Origin of the sequence: Microbulbifer sp. Q7, assembly GCF_001639145.1 — a bacterium.
Taxonomy (GTDB): domain Bacteria; phylum Pseudomonadota; class Gammaproteobacteria; order Pseudomonadales; family Cellvibrionaceae; genus Microbulbifer.
Map to the genome: position 1 here is coordinate 1,575,543 of NZ_LROY01000002.1, position 19,170 is coordinate 1,594,712.

Genomic DNA, 19,170 nt, shown 5'->3' on the forward strand with positions numbered 1-19,170 from the left:
AATTCTAAAACCGCGAATTAAACCACTTTCAAAAACATTGCTCTTGGCCAGATAAGCCGCAAAATCAGGCGTTCTGGCCAAACGCCCGATGGCCCGTCAGCTATCCAGCGCGCTGCGCATTTCAGACACCAGGGTGCCAATGCGATCTTTCGCGGCAGCGCCATCATTGGACTCGGCTACCGCCGAGACCAGTACGCTGCCCACCACCGCGCCATCGCCATCGGCACTCACCGCTTTGGCGGAAGCGCCATCCTTGATACCAAAACCCACGCACAGCGGCAGTTCGGTATGGCGACGGATGCGGGCCAGGTTTTCGCGGACCGAATCCAGATCGAGATTCCCGGCACCGGTGACTCCTTTCAGGGATACATAGTAGACAAAGCCACTGGCCAACTCGGTAATCTGCCGGATTCGCTCGTCACTGGTGGTGGGGGTCAGCAGGAAGATGTTGCGCAGATTCCGCGCATTCAACAGTTCACTCAGCGGGCCCGCCTCCTCGGCCGGCAAATCGACCGTCAGCGCACCGTCGGCACCCGCCTCTTTCAGGTTATCGGCAAAGGCCTCGGCACCCATTTTTTCGATGGGGTTGGCATAGCCCATCAGGATCACCGGGGTATCGGCATCCTGGCTGCGAAATTCCTTCACCAGTGCCAGGCATTTACGCAGGGAGCACTTGTTCGCCAGCGCGCGCTCATGCCCTTTCTGAATCACCGGGCCCTCAGCCATGGGGTCGGAAAACGGCACCCCCAGCTCGATCAGGTCGGAACCACTGGCCACCAGCTGGTGCATCAGGCCCACGGTGTTTTCCAGGCCGCCGTCACCGGCAACGATGTAGGTTACCAGAGCCTTGCGCCCCTCACTGCGCAGCTCGGCAAAGCGGCGATCAATTCTATTCTGTGCTTCGGTCACCGTGTCTCTCCCTACACTTCAATGCCGTCGATGGCGGCCACAGTGAATATATCTTTATCGCCGCGACCGGAAAGGTTCACAACAATGTTCTGGTCCGGTGCCATGGTTGCCGCCAGCTTCATGGCATAGGCGACCGCATGACTGGACTCCAGCGCCGGGATAATACCCTCAGCGCGCGTCAGGGTGCGGAAAGCGGTCAGCGCCTCCTGGTCATTGGCGGTGACATAGTCCACGCGGCCGATATCGTGCAACCAGGCGTGCTCAGGGCCCACCCCCGGATAGTCCAGGCCCGCAGATACGGAATGGGTCTCGATAATCTGGCCGTCCTCGTCTTCCATCAGGTAGGTGCGGTTGCCGTGCAGCACACCCGGCACACCGTCGTTCAGCGGGGCGGCGTGACGCCCGGTTTCCAGCCCATCACCACCGGCCTCGACGCCGTACATTTTCACCGAGGCATCACCGAGGAATGCGTGGAACAGGCCGATGGCATTGGAGCCGCCACCCACGCAGGCCACCAGCGCATCCGGCAACTGTCCAAACTGTTCCAGGCTCTGGCGGCGCGCCTCGCGGCCAATGATTGAATTAAAGTCGCGCACCAGCTGCGGGTAGGGGTGCGGGCCGGCAACGGTGCCGATAATGTAAAAGGTGTCGTCTACGTTGGTGACCCAGTCGCGCATGGCTTCGTTCATGGCGTCTTTAAGAGTCTTGGAGCCCGATTCCACCGGGATTACTTCCGCACCCAGCAGTTTCATCCGGTACACGTTGGGGGACTGGCGCTTTACGTCCTCCGCCCCCATGTATACGGCACACTCCAACCCGAGGCGTGCGGCCACGGTCGCCGTGGCTACACCGTGCTGGCCGGCACCGGTCTCGGCAATCACCCGGCGCTTACCGCTGTGCTTGGCCAGCAGCGCTTGCCCCACGGTGTTATTCACCTTATGCGCGCCGGTGTGATTGAGGTCCTCACGCTTGAGCCAGATGCGTGCACCGCCGGCTTGCGCCGTTAACCGCTCCGCCAGGTACAGCGGAGATGGACGCCCGACATAGTGCGCCAGGTCGTAATCGAAGGCAGCCTGAAACTCCGGGTCGTTTTTCAGGCGCTGGTACATTTCCTGTAATTCGTCCAGGGCGCTGATCAGTGTTTCCGATACAAAGCGTCCACCGAATTCGCCAAAGTGCCCACGATCATCGGGAAAGGCAGCGTAATCAATGGGGGATGTGGGTTTACTCACAGCTCAAACTCCTTGGGTCAATTCTGTAGGACTGGCACCACTGGGCTCAGCGGCGCGTACTGCGCGGATAAATTCACGGACTTTTGCGGCATCTTTGCGGCCGGGGGCGGCTTCCACGCCGCCGCTGACGTCTACCGCGTCGGGCTGCGCCTCGGAAATCGCCGCGGCCACATTGTGCGGGTTGAGGCCACCGGCGAGGATGATCTGACGTTCACTGCCTTTCGGAACTCGCTGCCAGTCAAAGGTATCGCCGGTACCGCCGGGAACGCCCTTGCGGTAGGCATCCAGTAAAATACCGCGGGCATCCGGGAAAGCGGCCATGGCTTCTACCGGATTCAACGCCGGCTTCATCCGCAGCGCCTTGATATAAGGGCGACGAAACTGACGGCAGTAAGGCGCATTTTCACCGCCGTGGAACTGCAGCAGGTTGAGTGGCACCAGGTCGAGTACCGCTTCGACCTGTTGCGGATGGGCATCCACGAATAGTCCGGTAAGCACGACAAACGGCGATACCGCGCGCGCGATCTCTGCCGCCTGCTCAGGGGTGACATTACGCGGGCTCGGCGGATAGAACACCAGGCCGAGCGCATCGGCCCCGGCTGCAACGGCCAAGCGAGCATCTTCAACACTGGTAATTCCGCAAATCTTTACGCGCATGATCCATATACCGCTGAGACTGCCAAACAGATCTGTTCCCGAAACCGCCCTGCCCTGACAAGAAATCGCTCCCCGGACAATCGCAGAGAGGATGCCGCGGGCGCAGTCAGCAGAGAAATTTCGGAGAGCACGCGATACTAGCAGATCAGGGGATTCGACGAAACGCAGACGTCATCAGTCGCTCGCAGTGATCAGGCGGGGTCCCTGCCAATGGTGCCCAACGGCAGAGGCACCAGCAATGGGCCGGGCGCCCGCCTGGGCAGGGTATATTCGTCCGGATACTGCACATTCACCAGGTACAGGCCATGGGGTGGCGCCGTCACCCCGGCAGCGGTTCGATCCCGCGCCGCAAGCACCTCGCGCACCCAATCAGGCGCGCGGTCACCGCGCCCCACCGCCATCAGTACACCGGCGATGTTACGCACCATGTGGTGCAGGAACGCGGTCGCACTGATTTCGAGCACAATCAGCTCTCCCACCTTGCCAATGTCCAGCCGTGTGAGCCTTCGTACGGGCGAGCGCGCCTGGCACTGGGCCGCGCGGAAACTGCTGAAATCGTGCTCACCAATGAGGTGTTGCGCACCCTCGCGCATGGCCGCCATATCCTGCGTGCGCTCTGTCCAGGTGACTTCGGTGGCGGCCTGGGCTGTGCGAGTCGGCGCACTGTGGATCAGGTAGCGATAGGTACGGTTGCGCGCGGAAAAGCGCGCATGGAACTGCGCCGGCACTTCCTGCGCCCAGTGTACCCGCACATCGAACGGCATCTGGGTGTTCACACCCTGTATCCACGCCTTGGTGGGACGCTGGACGCTTGTATCAAAGTGCACCACCTGGCCGGTGGCGTGTACCCCGGCATCGGTGCGCCCGGCACACACCAGGGTTACCGGCTCCGCGGCCACGGTGGAAATGGCTTTTTCCAGGGTTTCCTGCACCGTCAGCGGGTCATGTTTCTGCTTCTGGAAACCGCGCAGGCGGGTACCGCAGTACTCCACACCAAGCGCAATGCGCCGCAGCCCCTCGGGCAAACGTTCTCCCGGGGGGACTTCACCGTTTGGCTTGTACTGATAAGTTGTGCTGGTCATGCGCCGGAATTTTACACCTCGATCAAAAAAGAGCGACTCCCATAAAAGAAAGACCCCGCACAAGGCGGGGTCAAAGTGTTGTCGCTGTAGATAGCGTGGAAAATCGGTATCAGCTCATGCGTGCCAGCATGTCTTTGGCGCGCTGCTGATGCTCGCCCGCCGCCTCTTCGACGACTTCGCCGAGGATTTCGCGAGCGCCTTCTTTATCGCCCATATCCAGGTAAGCCTGTGCCAGCTCAAGTTTGGTGCTGACTTCGTCGCTGCCTTCCAGCAGGTTCAGCTCCGAGTCCAGATCGCTCTCCAGGTTGAAACTCAGGTCACTGAGTTCCGCCTCGTCGGCCGCTGGCTGGGTACCAGACTGCGCCGGCTGGGCTACAGATTCTTCGGCAACCGCAATATCCAGGTCGCTGTCCAGCTCACTCTCCAGTCCGAATTCGGCTGACGAAGAGCCAGCCTGACTGGCCGCGCCAGAGGACAGATCATCACCATCGAGATCCAGATCACCCAAATCGATGGAATCCAGATCCAGGCTGCCGAGATCGTCGCCGAAGCTCTCTAGATCATCGAGGGATTCTTCACTCTGGGCGTCGTTACCAGAATCGGCCAGAGACAGCTCGCCCTCGTCCTCCATCGGCGTCAGGTCCAGGTCAAACTCCAGACCACCCTCTTCCACCGCCTGCGCAGTAGCACTCTGGGCGCTCACATCGATGGATGCAGACTGCCCCAGTGCGGCTGCACCGGCTTCCTCTACTGGCTCACTCGCGGAATCGATACTGAAATCGGAATCCAGGTCCAGGCTGTCGAGGCTATCAAGGTCCAGCTCGCCGTCTGCGACCAGGTCATCGAGATCAAAATTGTCTTCACTGCCTGAGCCCGCCGAGTCCAGTGCTGGCTCTTCCGCACCGCCGGCCAGGTCCAGATCAAAAGAGATTTCCTCTTCGGCGCCAGCCGCAGCCGGCTCAGCAGACGTATCTTCCAGGGACAGATCGCTATCCAGGCTCTCGCCCAGATCATCGCCAAGGTCGAGATCCAGGGAGAACTCGTCCTCAGAGCCAACAGCCTCTTCCGCGCTGCGATCATCGTCCAGGTCCAGGGACAGGTCGTCCAGCAGGCCAAAATCGTCATCACTGGCGGACTCGGACGTGGTAGCACTGTTGTTGCTGCCCGAGAACTCATCCAGATCGTCGAAGCTCGCAGTGGCATCGAAATCCGCGCCCATGTCATCGAGCTGCGCCGCTTCCAGGGACTCACTGGAGAAATCATTTTCCGGCGCGCTGAAGGCCCCGATGCCGGCAATGGTTTCACGCAGGCGTGCGGCCCGGTCTGCTGCCGGGCCATCGCTATAGCTCAGCAACTGACGGTAATGCGCATCAAACTGCTCGCCATTTTGCTGGTTCGCATACACTTCCAGCAGCATCAGGCGCGCATCGATATTTTCCGGTGCCGCCTTCAGGCCCGCCAGCAGCTTTGCCTCGGCCTCCTGATACTGGTCCAGAGAGAGGTGAATCTCGGCTTCGGCCACCGGGTCGTCGGTTTCCACTTCTCCCAGCTGATCCAGATCGAAGGTCTCATTGGCCTCCATCTCTTCAACCGCGGAGAGATTATCCTCTTCTCCCGCCAGTTCCGGCGCATCCGCCAGCGCGCGCTCGGCCGCCATTTCAGCCTCTACCTGGCGGATAGCTTCCTCTTCTTCTTTGCGGCGACGCCAGCTCATGAAGCCAAACAGGCCCACCAGCAGGGCTCCCGCACCAATACCAATCGGCACGATGTTGTCCATGACGCGCTCGACCAGCGTGGGCTCTGGGCGGGTCTGCACCACCACGCGGTTGCGTGAAGCGTCTTCCTCAACCTCTGGCTCCGCCTCAGTCACTGCGACAGGAGCAACTTCAGCAACCGGCTCCGCCTCCACACTCTCTTCTGCGGATACACCGCTCTGGGTTTCTTCGCCAGACAATGTAACCGGCTCTTCCCCGAGTTCCTCGTCCAGCGCGGCTTCGTCGGCAAAAACGCTCTCGTCTACGGCCGTTTCCGTCGCATCGGCAGTCTGCTCTGCTGCCGCCTGCACCGCCTGCAATTCGTCATTGGACACCTCGACGAGGCGCTCCATGGTATCGATCTGCTCGTTCAGCTCGCCCAAACGGTCCTGCAGTTCCGCATTTTCCAGGCGGGATTTGTCGAGCTCTTCCTCGGTTACCGCCAGCTCGCCTTCGAGCAACTCGCTATCACCGGTACCACTGCCGGAGCCCGACAGTACGGATTCGTTGTCTCCAGGTGCCGCAAGGGACACGCGCCCTTCGAGGGTATCGCTGGCAACGGTTTCTTCTACGGTTGCCCGGCCATCCAGCGGTGCTCCGGTTACGTCCGTTTCGGCAGCCCCGATGCGCTCGCGCCACGCATCATTCTGCGTAGCCACCTGCGAGACCGCCTCGGTCAGGGACAGATTGCGCACTTCATCTGCGGTTGGCAGACGCAGCACTGCACCCTTCTTAAGCAGGTTGATATTGTTGTTGATGAACGCCTCGGGGTTGAGGCGTTGGATCGCCAGCATGGTCTGCTGTACGGAAACATCGCGAGTTTCGCGGCTGTCGCGGGCGATTTCCCACAGTGTCTTGTTGGCTTCTACCGGACCGTAAACACGGCTGCCACTGTCGGTAACCGTCTCGCGCTGCAGTTCAACCGGCTCTTCTGCGGGCGCCTCGTACACGGTTTCCTGAGGCTCGGAGACTGGCGTCTCTTCGGGCGCCTGCTCCGGCATCGGTTCTGGAAGCTCTTCCGCCACCTCGACGGCCGGTGACTCCGGCGCCTGCACCGGAGCCTGGACGGGCTCAGGTGCACGCTGAACGGTAGGCTGCAGCGGCTGTTGCACCGGCGCATCGCGGCGTACCTGCTGGCGTTCACGCTCGGCAGCGCGCACCGGCTGGGATGCGGTATTGGTGGAGAAGGCGGGCAGATCCATCAGCAGGGTATATTCCCGCAGCAATCGGCCGCTGGGCCAGCGGGTCTCTACCAGGAAATTCAGGAAAGGTTCGCGAATCGGATTGCGGCTGGAAATTCGGACAACGGGTTTGCCGCTGGAATAATCCACGTCAAAGCGCAAGTCGTCGAGAAGGTAGGCACGGTCTACACCCGCGCGCTCGAAGTCCTCGGTGCTGGCCAAACGGACCTTGATTTCACTTTCGCCAAGGCCGCGAGTCTGCAGCAGATTGATTTCCGCATTGAGAGGTTGGTTCAGGGTGGAGTTCAGTTTGATCTCCCCCAGACCGAGCGCCAGAGCCCCATTGCCACCCAGTGCGCTGACCAGTCCTACCGCTAGTGCCAGCTTTTGCACACGCATATCCGATTCCCTTTATTGTTAGAATCACACCGCCACCTGCAAACAAGCGCCCTATGGGCTTACAGGTGCCGGGGCTGTGCAGCCATCAAACCGCACAATAATTGTTCAAAAGAACCAGTGCTCAGACACCAGGCTCCACTCTCCAGCGACACTCCCTCACGAAAGAACCGCTCCCCGAAAAAGACTAGACCCCTCGGATTTCTCCCAACTTTGCTTGCCATTGCCCCCCAAGGCAATGACGCCACCCGCACCGGGCGAAGTTAAGAAGAAACCTTCAGAAAGGCCGCTAAGTATTAAATATCAATGGGTTTTTAGCAACAAGTGGACAATCTGTACACAGTTAATTGCCACATCTTTGCGCAAATTGTCGGATGCCGCACAAAAAATAACCTGCCGCGGACTAACCAGGCCTGTGCGCAACCTTCCCAGCAGCGTGCTCTCGCTACCAACCGCATCCTGTGCCGACGGGCGCTCACGCATCTCAAGACGCGCACCATTACTCAGCAAGCCACGCACCGTATCCAGCGGCTGGTCGCTATTCAAGTACACACTCAGGTTTGCCAGCTGGCCGTGAAATACGGAGGCGGTGTTGATGGTGGCATCCAGTGCGACCCCCTCCCCCAGCAGACGCCGCAGCTCCAGCACCAGTGCCAGCTCACTGAAACTGTGGCCACTTTCCAGCAATGCCTCGGCGGAGCTCAGGTGATTGAACGCGAGGCGCTGGCCAGTTGCCTCATCCACGTCTGGCTCCTGGCCATTAAATAAACGCGCAGTTTGCGCGGCAGCAGCATCTACGCTGCTTTTGCCCAACGCGGATACCGGCTGATTCAGCACCACTTCCACCGACTGCAGCTGGGACTTCAGCGGATACAGGGCTTCCGCGATCATGGCCGCACCGGCACCGGGCACAGCCACAACCTTGCGATCCTGCTCGTCTCGCTCGTTGAGCAGCGCTGTGTTCAGCAAAGGGTGGATCAACGCCACACTTTCGTCGCCACGGGTAATACCCGCCGCATCCACCACCCAGGCGCCCGCCTGCTCAGCCTGAGCCAGAGCGGCCGTTGCCAGCTCACCGCCGGTCAACAGCAGCACCACCTGATCCGGGGTAAACACAAAATCCTTCAGTGGAGTCACCGCCACGCTGCGGTTGGCGAACACTTGCGGGTCTACGTCCGCCTCGTCCTCGATCACCAGTTTGAGCTGGCCCGGGGTCACGGTCTTGCGCTCTTCCAGGGTCTCCAGCAGCGCATCAAACGGCGCACTGCCAACACCAACGATCACCAGTTCCCGGGTGGATTCAGTCATACTTGGGCTCTTTTGTATTTGCGAGGGGTTTCGGCTGCTTTTCAGCCAGGTCGACCACTAAAGCGGCAACCTGAAATTGCGGGGGGATTATACTCACGGAGAGTCGAGGGGGAAGCCGCCCCGGAACCGGGGCGGCGAAATGTGCTAAAAACTTACAGTTTTCCGAGCAGGATCAGCAGTACACGGCGCAGTGGCTCGGCAGCACCCCACAGCAGCTGGTCACCGACGGTGAAGGCATTCAGGTATTCACCGCCCATACTCAGCTTGCGCAGACGGCCAACCGGGATATCCAGCTTGCCGGTGACCGCGGTCGGGGTCAGTTCTTTCAGGGTTACTTCGCGGTCGTTGGGCACCACTTTCACCCAATCGTTGGCGGAGCCGATGATTTTCTCGATCTCTGCCAGCGGTAGGTCTTTTTTCAACTTCACGGTAAACGCCTGGCTGTGGCAGCGCATGGCACCGATTCGTACACAGGTACCGTCGACCGGCACGGTGCTGTCGGTGGCCAGGATCTTGTTGGCCTCCACCTGGGCTTTCCATTCTTCGCGGCTCTGACCGGTTTCCAGCTGGGTGTCGATCCACGGTAGCAGGCTGCCCGCCAGCGGCGCGCCGAATTCGCTGGTGGGGAAGTCACCACTGCGCATGTTCTCCGCCACCTTGCGGTCAATCTCCAGGATGGCGCTGGACGGGTCCGCCAGCTCATCGGCCACGCCGTCGCGGATGCTACCCATCTGGGAGATCAGCTCGCGCATATTTTTGGCACCTGCACCACTGGCCGCCTGATAGGTCTGGGCAGTCACCCACTCCACCAGACCTTCCTTGAACAGACCACCGAGGCCCATCAACATCAGGCTCACGGTGCAGTTACCGCCGATGTAGTTCTTCACACCGGAATCGATACCGCGGTCAATGACATCGCGGTTTACCGGGTCCAGCACAATGATGGCGTCATCCTTCATGCGCAGGCTGGAGGCAGCGTCGATCCAGTAACCGTCCCACCCCTTCTCGCGCAGCTTACCGAACACGTCCTTGGTGTAGTCGCCGCCCTGACAGCTGACAATGGCATCCAGCTCGGCCAGTGCGTCAAGGTCGTAGGCGTCTTTTAATGGCGCTACTTCCTTACCAATTTCCGGCGCCTTTCCGCCAGCGTTGGAGGTGGAGAAAAATACTGGCTCGGCGATGTGCGCGAAGTCATTTTCTTCCAGCATGCGGCCCATCAAAACGGAGCCGACCATACCGCGCCAGCCTACGAATCCTACCTTATTCATTTCAATATCCTGTCGATTCTGAGAGTTTCGGGAGCCCGGCCATGCAACATCAAAGCGTTGGAGGCTGGCCGGACAATCGGCTGAAGGGAGCGTGCTCTTATCAGAAAGCGGCCACCACTGCTGCGCCCATTTCCGCGGTAGAAACTTTCTTACAGCCATCTGTGTAGATGTCCGCGGTGCGCAGTCCCTGATCCAGTACCTTGCTCACCGCCGCCTCGATCGCGTCTGCCGCTTCCCCCATATCCAGGGAATAGCGCAGCATCATGGCCGCGGAAAGAATGGTCGCCAGCGGGTTGGCGATGCCCTGCCCGGCGATATCCGGCGCACTGCCGTGACAGGGTTCGTATAGGCCGAAGCCGGTTTCGTTCATGGAGGCAGACGGCAGCATGCCGATGGAACCGGTGAGCATGGCGGCGGCGTCCGACAGGATGTCACCGAACATATTGCCGGTCACCATCACATCAAACTGTTTCGGGGCACGCACCAGCTGCATGGCCGCGTTGTCTACGTACATATGCGAGAGTTCCACATCGGGATACTCCGGTGCCAGACGATCCATTACCTCACGCCACAATACGGTCACTTCCAGCACGTTGGCCTTGTCGACGGAACACAGTTTGCCACCGCGCTTTTGTGCCGCTTCGAAAGCGGTGCGGCCGATGCGCTCGATTTCGGACTCGGTGTACACGTAGGTGTTGTAGCCCTGCTTCTCACCGCTCTCCAGAGTCTTGATACCGCGGGGCTCACCAAAGTAGATACCACCGGTGAGCTCGCGCACGATCAGAATATCCAGGCCGGAAACCACTTCCGGTTTCAGGGAGGAAGCGTCGGCCAGCTGCGGATACAGGATGGCTGGACGCAGGTTGGCGTAGAGGCCGAGACCGCTGCGAATTTTCAGCAGACCTTTTTCCGGGCGGATGGCGCGGTCCAGGGTGTCCCACTTGGGGCCACCAACCGCACCCAGCAGTACGGCATCGCAGTCACCGGCATTTTTCAGTTCGGCATCGGTCAGTGGTTCACCGTGGGCATCGATGGACGCACCACCGATCAGGCCTTCGGTAAATTCCAGATTCAGACCAAATTTTTCATCGGCGGTTTTCAGTACCGCTACCGCCTGCTCGACAATTTCCGGGCCAATACCGTCGCCCGGGAGGATCATGACTTTCTTGCTCATTGCTCTTCCAATTCTTCTGTTGGCCAATTATTTCACGGCGTCAAACAGCCAGGGCGCCTGCTCGCGACGCTTGGCTTCATACGCGCGGATATCGTCGGCGTCTTCCAGGGTCAGGCCGATGTCGTCGAGGCCGTTCAGCAGACAGTGCTTGCGGAATGCGTCCACTTCGAAAGCATGGGTTTCACCACTGGGCTTGATCACCACCTGTTCTTGCAGGTCGACGACCAGCTCGTAGCCCTCTTCGGCATACATTTCCTGGAACAACTGCTCGACAATTTCTTCTTCCAGAACGATCGGCAACAGACCATTCTTGAAGCAGTTATTGAAGAAAATATCCGCAAAACTCGGCGCAATAATCACACGGAAACCGTGGTCATCCAGCGCCCAGGGCGCGTGCTCACGGCTGGAACCGCAGCCAAAATTTTTGCGTGCTAACAATACGGAAGCACCCTGGTAACGCGGGTGGTTCAACGGGAATTCTGGATTCACCGGGCGCTTGCTGTGATCCTGTCCCGGCTGCCCTTCATCCAGGTAGCGCAACTCGTCAAACAGGTTCGGGCCGAAACCGGTACGCTTAATCGACTTCAAGAACTGTTTCGGGATAATCAAATCTGTATCGACATTGGCACGGTCCATCGGTGCGGCCACGCCCTTGTGTTGGGTAAACGCTCTCATTACACCGCCTCCTTCTGCATTTCACGCACATCCACGAAGTGACCGGCGATGGCCGCCGCCGCGGCCATACTCGGGCTCACCAGATGCGTGCGACCACCGTAACCCTGGCGACCTTCAAAGTTGCGGTTAGAGGTGGATGCGCAGTGCTCACCCGCACCCAGTTTGTCCGCATTCATCGCCAGACACATGGAGCAGGATGGCTCGCGCCATTCGAAACCGGCTTCGATGAACACCTTGTGCAGACCTTCCTTTTCCGCCTGTGCCTTCACAGACTGGGAACCCGGCACCACCAACACCTGCTTGACGCTGTCGGCTTTTTTGTGGCCTTTGGCTACTGCCGCTGCCGCGCGCAGGTCTTCAATACGGGAGTTGGTACAGGAACCGATAAACACCCGGTCGAGGTTAATGTCGGTAATTTTCTGTCCGGCATTGAGCCCCATGTACTCCAGCGCACGCTCGATACCCGCCTTCTTGGTGGCATCGCTTTCCGCCGCCGGATCCGGCACTACAGCGCTTACCGGTACGACCATTTCCGGGGACGTTCCCCAGCTCACCTGCGGCTCGATCTCTTCACCCTGCAGCACAACCACTTCATCGAAGTGCGCACCGTCGTCGGAATGCAATTGGCTCCAGGCTTCTACGGCCTTATCCCACATCTCACCTTTGGGCGCGTAAGGCTTGCCCTTCACGTAGTCCAGGGTGATCTGGTCCACCGCCACCATGCCGGCGCGGGCGCCAGCTTCGATGGCCATGTTGCAGATGGTCATGCGACCTTCCATGGAAAGGTTGCGAATCACCTCACCACCAAACTCGATGGCATAACCGGTGCCGCCGGCGGTGCCAATCTTGCCGATAATCGCCAGCACGACGTCTTTCGCGGTCACGCCCGGGCCGAGTTCGCCGTCCACGCGCACCAGCATGTTCTTCATCTTTTTCTGAATCAGACACTGGGTGGCCATCACATGCTCCACCTCGGAGGTGCCGATGCCGTGCGCCAGGGCACCCAGAGCGCCGTGGGTAGAAGTGTGGGAATCACCACACACCACGGTCATTCCCGGCAAGGTGGCACCAGTCTCGGGGCCGATGACATGCACGATGCCCTGGCCCGGATCGTTGATACCGAATTCAACGATGCCAAAATCCTTACAGTTTTCGTCCAGGGTCTGCACCTGAATGCGGGAAACTTCGTCGCGGATGCCCGCAATGCCGCCAGCGCGCTCCGCCGCATCGGACGGCACATTGTGGTCCGGCGTGGCCACCACGGAATCCGTGCGCCAGGGTTTACGCCCCGCCAGGCGCAGACCTTCAAAGGCCTGAGGAGAAGTCACTTCGTGAATCAGGTGGCGATCGATGTAGATCAGTGCGGTGCCGTCGTCGCGGCTTTTGACCAGGTGGTCTTGCCAGAGCTTGTCGTACAGCGTCTGTTTTTTGTTCTGTGGGTGGCCCATAGCCCCATCTCCTCTATGGATAACATGGCGGAGTCTAGGTGGGGCATTGAATAACATCAATTTATATTTATTATATGGCGCATTCGCTTTTGGAATACCAAACCGGGAACTTCGATGGAAATACAGTGGCTCAGGGCATTTCTCGCTATCTCCGAACAGGGCTCCGTTTCCGAAGCCGCAGAACAACTGCATCTGACCCAGCCTGCGGTCAGTAAACGGCTGGCATCGCTGGAGCAGCAGCTGGGAACGCCGCTGTTTGACCGCATCGGGCGCAAGCTTCAGCTCACCAATGCCGGCCGCGCGCTGCTGCCCCGCGCTCGCCACATTCTCAATGAGGTCAGCGACGCCGAACACGAACTGCGCAGCCTCGGCGAAACCATCGGCGGCAGCCTGCGCATCGCCACCAGTCACCACGTTGGCCTGCACCACCTGCCGCCGGTGCTGCGGGAGTTCAGCAACCTTTATCCGGATGTCGCCCTCGATATTGATTTCGTGGACTCGGAGCAGGCCTACGAAGCATTGATGGCAGGGGAATACGAACTGGCGGTGGTCACCCTCGCCCTCAAGGATTACCCGAGCCTCAATGCCCAGATCATCTGGCCGGACCCCTGTGTGGTGGTCGCGGCGCCAGACCACCCCCTGGCGCAGATGCCGGAGCTGGACCTGCCCGCGCTGGCCCGATACCCCGCCATCCTGCCGGACCTGAATACCTATACCGGGCGCCTGATCAAGCGGGAGTTCGACGCCCACGGGCTCAAGCTGACCGCCAAACTGGCCACCAATTTCCTGGAAACCATCAAGATGATGGCCGGCGTTGGTCTCGGCTGGAGCGTATTGCCGAAGACCCTGATTGACGACAGCCTGGCCGAGCTGCCCATGCCCCAGCTCAGTATCGTGCGCAATCTGGGGATCATCTACCACCGCAATCGCACCCTGAGCAATGCCGCCAATGCGCTGCAACAGCTCCTGTTCAAGGAGGCGCGGGGGCTCTGAGCGGCACAGAGGACGCGCCAGCGCGGGCTAGAACGCCAATCAGTGCGCAAAATTGGGCCCGATCACCCCGAAATCGACACCGATTCAGGGAAATTTCAGCAAAACCCTGTAGAATCTGCCGCAGAATTCAACGGGAGAGACTCCAAATGAAAAAAATAACCCTGGCCCTTTGCGCTACTTTGGCCTCCGCCAGCGTCAGCGCTGATACCATCCTCGGCTTCGACGCCACCGCCGGCGTATGGCAGCCCAGCTATACCGGTGCTGTTGGTGTCGACGACTTCAACGTCGATGAGTTTGCCCTCGCCGAAGACAACGTCACCTTCATTCAGGCTGCCCTGGAGCACCCGATCCCGGTGATCCCGAATATCCTGGTTGCGCACAGCAAGGTGGAGACCAACGGTGCAGCGATGCTTACCCGCGAAGTCACCTTCGGCGACAAGACCTTTGAGGTCGGTTCCGACATCAACGCCGACATGAACCTGACCCACACCGACGCCACGCTTTACTACGAGATTCTGGATAACTGGGTCAACCTGGACCTGGGCCTGACTGCGCGCATGTACAGCGGCGAAATGTCCGTCACCAGCGACCTGCAGTCTGAAGATATCGAACTGACCGGCGTGCTGCCGATGGTGTACGGCGTAGCCCGCTTCGACCTGCCGTTTACCGGCTGGTCCATCATCGCCCAGGGCAACGGCACCAGCTACAAGGGTGACCGCCACACCGACCTGACCGCCAAAGTGCGCTGGGACTTCGTGCCCGCGCTGGATTTCGCCATCGAGGCGGGTTACCGCGCCATGACCCTGGACGTACAGGAACTGGATGCGTTCCAGAGCGACCTGGAAATCAAGGGCCCGTATGTGGGTCTGAGCCTGCACCTGTAAGCTACAGGCGGCATGCAAGAAAAAAGGCGGAGCGCTTGTGGCGCTCCGCCTTTTTTGTATCTAACTTTTTTATCCGCAATTTCTTACCCGTCGTTAGCCGGGGTCAGCGCGTCTCGCCCGCGGGAATCTTAAGGCCAAATTCCACATCCCCATTCTGGCCGCGCTGGCGCAGTACATGGTCGATCAGCACCAGCGCCATCATTGCCTCGGCGATCGGCGTCGCTCGAATGCCTACACAGGGGTCGTGACGCCCCTTGGTGATCACTTCGATGGGATTGCCGTTGGTATCCAGGCTCTTGCCGGGAATGCGCAGACTGGAAGTCGGCTTCAGGGCGATGTGCGCAATGATCTCCTGACCACTGGAAATACCCCCGAGAATGCCGCCGGCATTGTTGGACTGGAAACCTTCCACGGTGATCTCATCCCGGTGCTCGGTGCCCTTCTGGGCCACCGAATCGAAACCCGCACCAATCTCCACCCCTTTCACCGCGTTGATGCTCATCAGCCCGTGGGCCAGCTCCGCGTCCAGGCGATCGAAAATCGGCTCGCCGAGGCCCGCCGGCACACCGCTGGCGTGCACAGAAATGCGTGCGCCGACGGAGTCGCCCTCCTTGATCAGGGCCTGCATATAGCTTTCCATTTCCGGCACCTTGTCGGCGTCGGGGCAGAAAAACGGGTTCTGGTCTACTTGCGACCAGTCCAGCTTTTCCACCTTGATGGGGCCCAATTGTGAAAGGTAGCCACGTACCTCAATGCCGAACTGCTGCTTCAGCCACTTCTTGGCAATAGCACCAGCAGCCACCCGCATGGCAGTCTCACGGGCGGAGGAGCGACCGCCACCACGGTAATCGCGCAGGCCGTACTTGGCCCAGTAGGTGTAGTCGGCGTGGGCCGGGCGAATCTGCTCGGCGATATTGGCGTAGTCTTTGGAGCGCTGATCGGTGTTTTCGATCAACAGGCCAATCGGCGTTCCGGTGGTTTTGCCCTCGAACACCCCGGAGAGGATTTTGACTTCATCCGCCTCGCGACGCTGGGTGGTGTAGCGGGAAGTGCCGGGCTTGCGGCGGTCCAGCTCCAGCTGGATTTCCTCGGCGGTGATCTCCAGTCCCGGAGGGCAGCCATCCACAATACAGCCCAACGCGGGGCCGTGGCTCTCGCCAAAGGTGGTGACACAGAACAGCTTGCCAAAAGTGTTGCCCGACATACCCGGTATTCCTTACCCATAGTCAATTATTCGTTGAAGGGGGCGCATTATAGAGGAATCTCTAGCGCTGCGCTCCGGCTTCAAACATTTCACGACAGGCCAGCAGGTCTTCCCGGGTGAGCACAAACACCCCGTGGCCGCCATCCTCCAGCTCTGGCCAGAAAAACGGCACCCGCGGATACGCCGCTTCCAGCGCTTCCCAACTATTCCCCACCTCACACACCAGGATACCTTCCGGTTGCAGATAGTCCGGTGCCTCCAGTAACAGGCGGCGGGTAAAGTCGAGGCCATCGTCGCCGGAGCCCAGCGCCAACCCCGGTTCCGCATGGTACTCCGGTGGCATTTCTGCCAGATCGCGCGCGTCAACATAAGGAGGGTTGCTGACGATCAGGTCGTAGCTACAGCCCTGCAATCCGGCGAACAGGTCGGACTGCACCGCACGCACTTCCTCGTTCAGCTGGTGCCGGTTGATATTGATCTGGGCCACTTCAATCGCGTCAGCGGAAATATCACTGAGATCCACCCGCGCCTCCGGGAAAGCGTCCGCACAGGCAATACCAATGCAGCCGCTGCCACAGCAGAGGTCGAGAATGGCGAGAGGCTCCTGCTGCAACCAGGGCTCGAAGCGTGTGCGGATCAGCTCGCCAATCGGCGATCTCGGTACCAGCACGCGCGCATCCACATAGAACGGCAGATCGCAAAACCAGGCTTCATTGGTAAGATACGGCGCCGGCAGGCGCTCGCTGACACGCTTTTCAAGCACGCCCATCACTTCCCGGCGCTCATCCATGGTGAGGCGCGCCGAGAGTATCTCGGGCTTGCTGTCCACGGGCAGGTGCAGGGCATGAGTGACCAGCAGGACAGCTTCATCCCAGGCATTGTCGGTGCCGTGGCCAAACCACAGCCCGGCCTCATTAAAGCGGCTGGCGCCCCAGCGGATGTAGTCCAGCACGGTACACAATTCGTGCAAACTGGACTCCCGTTTCTCTATCATTAGCGATATTCCTCAATTTTTGACGCTTTACTACCGTGTGACAAAGGCTTAGGGTAGCGCACCCTTAGTCCCCACCGGCGTACCGGTGATCGAACGCCCGATTATTTGCGTACTAATGGCAGAACAAACCGCGGGCGAGACGTTGGAAGCATACGATGAAAGAACATTACGCACACATCATTGAAGCCATTGGCGAAGACCTGGATCGCCCGGGGCTGAAAGACACCCCCCAGCGCGCTGCCAAGGCGATGCAATATCTTACCCGCGGCTATCAGCAGACCGTAGAAGATATCGTGAACGACGCGCTCTTCCCGTCGGATTGCAGTGAAATGGTGCTGGTAAAAGATATCGAGCTCTACTCCCTGTGCGAGCATCATATGCTGCCGTTTATCGGCAAGGCCCATGTGGCCTATATTCCCGACGGTAAAGTGCTGGGGCTATCCAAAGTGGCGCGCATTGTAGACATGTTTGCCCGCCGTTTGCAGATTCAGGAGCAATTGACCGTGGAGGTTGCCCAAACCGTCCAGCAGGTCACCGGCGCTGCCGGCGTCGGTGTAATTGTTGAAGCAAAACACATGTGCATGATGATGCGCGGTGTGGAAAAGCAGAACTCCGTCATGAAAACCTCCGCCATGCTGGGCTCCTTCCGCAATCAGCAGGCCACCCGCAACGAGTTCCTTTCCCTGATACGCTAACGACAGACGATTGCGCTAATCACCCGAGGAGAGCCCGGCAATGCCCCATCTGGTTATCGAGTACTCGCAAAAGCTGGAAGAAAGCCTTTCCATTTCTGCACTGGTCAGCAACGGCCAGCAGGCGATGAGCGATACCGGGCTCTTCTCCCCCAGCGCGATCAAGACCCGCGCCCTGCCCTACCGGGACTTTGTACTCGGCAAGAATCATGATGGGTCGAGCAACCTGTTTATCCACGCGGAGGTGCGCATCCTGGAAGGCCGCACCGCACAGCAGAAAGAAGACCTGAGCGCGGCCATTTTCAATTACCTGTGCGAGGCCGCCCCGGAAGTGCCGGAAATTTCCGTGGAAGTGCGGGATATGGAAAAGGCCTGCTACGCCAAACGAATTCCGTTCTAGAGCGGCGGGTTTTCGCCTTTCAGGAAGGGCAGAAACCACGCGGCAATGGCGCCGGCGCTTTCTTCCATGTGCAGATGGTGGCCGCCGGGAAATTCCCGCAACACAATATTGGGGTGCTGCTCGGCCAGGGGGCGAATACGCTCGATCATTCCCTGAATCCCGTCCTCACCCAGCGCCAGGCGAATCGGCATGGTGGCGCGATCGAGAAAGGCCAACACCTGCGCCTCGTTCAATTTCGCCAGTGAACTGGCCAACAGCTGGGAATCATTGCTCCAGCGATACCCATCGCCACTGCGGCATACGCCGCGCTCCACCAGCCGGCGCGCGGCATCATCACTCAGCTTGAACAGGCCGTTCTTGCGCGCGGCAACCGCCACCTCCAGAGATTCAAAGACCTTCGAATTGCGCGCCCGATAGCGCGCGCGTTGCTCGATGCCCTTGCGCAGGGTTTCCGGTGCTTCCGCATCGGTGGTCGGCGGTGGCACCAGCCCGTCGATTAGCGCCAGGCGGCGCACCCGCTCCGGAAAGGTAGCGGCGGCAATGGTGGCAATAACAGCGCCGCGCGAATGCGCAAGCATGGAAAAAGACGCCCAGCCCAGCGCATCCGCCATACCAAGCACATCTTCAATTTCCGTCCACACCGTGTAATTGGCGTCCCGGTGACGGTGATAGCTCTGTCCGTGGCCGGCAAGGTCCACTGCCACCAGGTTTAGCTCCGCAAGAAACGGCGCCATGGCGTCGAAGCTGGCGCAATTGTCCAGCCAGCCATGCAGGGCCAATACCGGCACACCCTCAGGATTGCCCCACTGGCGTGCAGCAATAAGGTTGCCCTGGATATCGAGGGTAATTTCACGAAAGGCGTCGTGGGGAGATCGGCTCATGGGGGAATACAGCGTTGTCAGTCTTGGTTACCAATGCT

The 19,170-nt window shown here is 59.8% G+C and carries 17 protein-coding genes; 4 read left to right on the forward strand and 13 right to left on the reverse strand.

Translation table 11 applies throughout. The features are described from left to right. Positions 1-96: 96 nt before the first annotated feature. The 10 genes from trpA to leuC all read right to left on the reverse strand — a co-directional run bounded on the left by trpA (position 97) and on the right by leuC (position 13,084). Positions 97-909, reverse strand: coding sequence for a tryptophan synthase subunit alpha (gene trpA / locus AU182_RS12355; RefSeq protein ID WP_066965602.1), 813 nt, complete (start codon positions 907-909; stop codon positions 97-99). Positions 910-920: 11 nt separating this feature from the next. Beyond that, positions 921-2,141, reverse strand: coding sequence for a tryptophan synthase subunit beta (gene trpB / locus AU182_RS12360; RefSeq protein WP_066965605.1), 1,221 nt, complete (start codon positions 2,139-2,141; stop codon positions 921-923). 3 nt (positions 2,142-2,144) lie between these two features. Then, a complete protein-coding gene (locus AU182_RS12365) occupies positions 2,145-2,798 on the reverse strand; it encodes a phosphoribosylanthranilate isomerase (RefSeq protein ID WP_066965607.1) in 654 nt (217 codons plus the stop codon). A gap of 191 nt (positions 2,799-2,989) precedes the next feature. Then, positions 2,990-3,880 (reverse strand): tRNA pseudouridine(38-40) synthase TruA, encoded by an 891-nt coding sequence (gene truA / locus AU182_RS12370; protein WP_082859419.1) that lies wholly within the window; start codon positions 3,878-3,880, stop codon positions 2,990-2,992. 109 nt (positions 3,881-3,989) lie between these two features. Further along, positions 3,990-7,214, reverse strand: a complete 3,225-nt coding sequence (locus tag AU182_RS12375) for a FimV/HubP family polar landmark protein (protein ID WP_066965611.1) — start codon at positions 7,212-7,214, stop codon at positions 3,990-3,992. Between the two features lie 300 nt (positions 7,215-7,514). Then, a complete protein-coding gene (locus tag AU182_RS12380; protein WP_066965613.1) occupies positions 7,515-8,519 on the reverse strand; it encodes an Asd/ArgC dimerization domain-containing protein in 1,005 nt (334 codons plus the stop codon). Between the two features lie 152 nt (positions 8,520-8,671). Beyond that, positions 8,672-9,787: an aspartate-semialdehyde dehydrogenase gene (asd, locus tag AU182_RS12385; RefSeq protein ID WP_066965616.1), complete on the reverse strand. Its 1,116-nt coding sequence runs from the start codon at positions 9,785-9,787 to the stop codon at positions 8,672-8,674. A gap of 100 nt (positions 9,788-9,887) precedes the next feature. Further along, positions 9,888-10,961, reverse strand: coding sequence for a 3-isopropylmalate dehydrogenase (leuB, locus tag AU182_RS12390; protein WP_066965619.1), 1,074 nt, complete (start codon positions 10,959-10,961; stop codon positions 9,888-9,890). A gap of 27 nt (positions 10,962-10,988) precedes the next feature. Then, positions 10,989-11,636: a 3-isopropylmalate dehydratase small subunit gene (gene leuD / locus AU182_RS12395; RefSeq protein WP_066965621.1), complete on the reverse strand. Its 648-nt coding sequence runs from the start codon at positions 11,634-11,636 to the stop codon at positions 10,989-10,991. Beyond that, positions 11,636-13,084, reverse strand: a complete 1,449-nt coding sequence (leuC, locus tag AU182_RS12400; RefSeq protein ID WP_066965624.1) for a 3-isopropylmalate dehydratase large subunit — start codon at positions 13,082-13,084, stop codon at positions 11,636-11,638. The genes leuD and leuC overlap by 1 nt, the downstream gene beginning before the upstream one ends. A 114-nt stretch (positions 13,085-13,198) precedes the next feature. Between leuC and AU182_RS12405 the strand changes: the two genes are divergently transcribed. Together AU182_RS12405 and AU182_RS12410 are read left to right on the forward strand one after the other, a co-directional pair. After that, a complete protein-coding gene (locus AU182_RS12405) occupies positions 13,199-14,077 on the forward strand; it encodes a LysR family transcriptional regulator (protein ID WP_066965627.1) in 879 nt (292 codons plus the stop codon). A 146-nt stretch (positions 14,078-14,223) separates the two neighbouring features. After that, entirely contained in the window at positions 14,224-14,961 is a 738-nt protein-coding gene (locus tag AU182_RS12410; protein WP_066965630.1) for a TIGR04219 family outer membrane beta-barrel protein, read from the forward strand. A 103-nt stretch (positions 14,962-15,064) separates the two neighbouring features. Here AU182_RS12410 and aroC read toward each other — a convergent pair whose 3' ends face one another. Together aroC and prmB are read right to left on the reverse strand one after the other, a co-directional pair. After that, positions 15,065-16,165: a chorismate synthase gene (aroC, locus tag AU182_RS12415; protein ID WP_066965633.1), complete on the reverse strand. Its 1,101-nt coding sequence runs from the start codon at positions 16,163-16,165 to the stop codon at positions 15,065-15,067. A gap of 61 nt (positions 16,166-16,226) precedes the next feature. Beyond that, positions 16,227-17,159, reverse strand: a complete 933-nt coding sequence (gene prmB, locus AU182_RS12420; RefSeq protein ID WP_153039221.1) for a 50S ribosomal protein L3 N(5)-glutamine methyltransferase — start codon at positions 17,157-17,159, stop codon at positions 16,227-16,229. A 155-nt stretch (positions 17,160-17,314) separates the two neighbouring features. Between prmB and folE the strand changes: the two genes are divergently transcribed. After that, positions 17,315-17,854, forward strand: coding sequence for a GTP cyclohydrolase I FolE (folE, locus tag AU182_RS12425; RefSeq protein ID WP_066965636.1), 540 nt, complete (start codon positions 17,315-17,317; stop codon positions 17,852-17,854). Positions 17,855-17,894: 40 nt separating this feature from the next. Beyond that, entirely contained in the window at positions 17,895-18,251 is a 357-nt protein-coding gene (locus AU182_RS12430) for a 5-carboxymethyl-2-hydroxymuconate Delta-isomerase (RefSeq protein WP_066965639.1), read from the forward strand. On the opposite strand, the gene AU182_RS12435 is transcribed toward AU182_RS12430, so the two are convergent. After that, positions 18,248-19,132, reverse strand: coding sequence for an alpha/beta fold hydrolase (locus AU182_RS12435; protein ID WP_066965642.1), 885 nt, complete (start codon positions 19,130-19,132; stop codon positions 18,248-18,250). The two genes, AU182_RS12430 and AU182_RS12435, sit on opposite strands and share 4 nt — an antisense overlap. Between the last annotated feature and the right edge of the window lie 38 nt (positions 19,133-19,170).

Coding starts and splice junctions, on each gene's coding strand:
- AU182_RS12365 (WP_066965607.1), bottom strand. CDS start 2,798: ATGCGCGTAAAGATTTGCGGAATTACCAGTGTTGAAGATGCTCGCTTG.
- truA (WP_082859419.1), bottom strand. CDS start 3,880: ATGACCAGCACAACTTATCAGTACAAGCCAAACGGTGAAGTCCCCCCG.
- AU182_RS12375 (WP_066965611.1), bottom strand. CDS start 7,214: ATGCGTGTGCAAAAGCTGGCACTAGCGGTAGGACTGGTCAGCGCACTG.
- AU182_RS12380 (WP_066965613.1), bottom strand. CDS start 8,519: ATGACTGAATCCACCCGGGAACTGGTGATCGTTGGTGTTGGCAGTGCG.
- asd (WP_066965616.1), bottom strand. CDS start 9,787: ATGAATAAGGTAGGATTCGTAGGCTGGCGCGGTATGGTCGGCTCCGTT.
- leuB (WP_066965619.1), bottom strand. CDS start 10,961: ATGAGCAAGAAAGTCATGATCCTCCCGGGCGACGGTATTGGCCCGGAA.
- leuD (WP_066965621.1), bottom strand. CDS start 11,636: ATGAGAGCGTTTACCCAACACAAGGGCGTGGCCGCACCGATGGACCGT.
- leuC (WP_066965624.1), bottom strand. CDS start 13,084: ATGGGCCACCCACAGAACAAAAAACAGACGCTGTACGACAAGCTCTGG.
- AU182_RS12405 (WP_066965627.1), top strand. CDS start 13,199: ATGGAAATACAGTGGCTCAGGGCATTTCTCGCTATCTCCGAACAGGGC.
- AU182_RS12410 (WP_066965630.1), top strand. CDS start 14,224: ATGAAAAAAATAACCCTGGCCCTTTGCGCTACTTTGGCCTCCGCCAGC.
- aroC (WP_066965633.1), bottom strand. CDS start 16,165: ATGTCGGGCAACACTTTTGGCAAGCTGTTCTGTGTCACCACCTTTGGC.
- prmB (WP_153039221.1), bottom strand. CDS start 17,159: ATGATAGAGAAACGGGAGTCCAGTTTGCACGAATTGTGTACCGTGCTG.
- folE (WP_066965636.1), top strand. CDS start 17,315: ATGAAAGAACATTACGCACACATCATTGAAGCCATTGGCGAAGACCTG.
- AU182_RS12430 (WP_066965639.1), top strand. CDS start 17,895: ATGCCCCATCTGGTTATCGAGTACTCGCAAAAGCTGGAAGAAAGCCTT.
- AU182_RS12435 (WP_066965642.1), bottom strand. CDS start 19,132: ATGAGCCGATCTCCCCACGACGCCTTTCGTGAAATTACCCTCGATATC.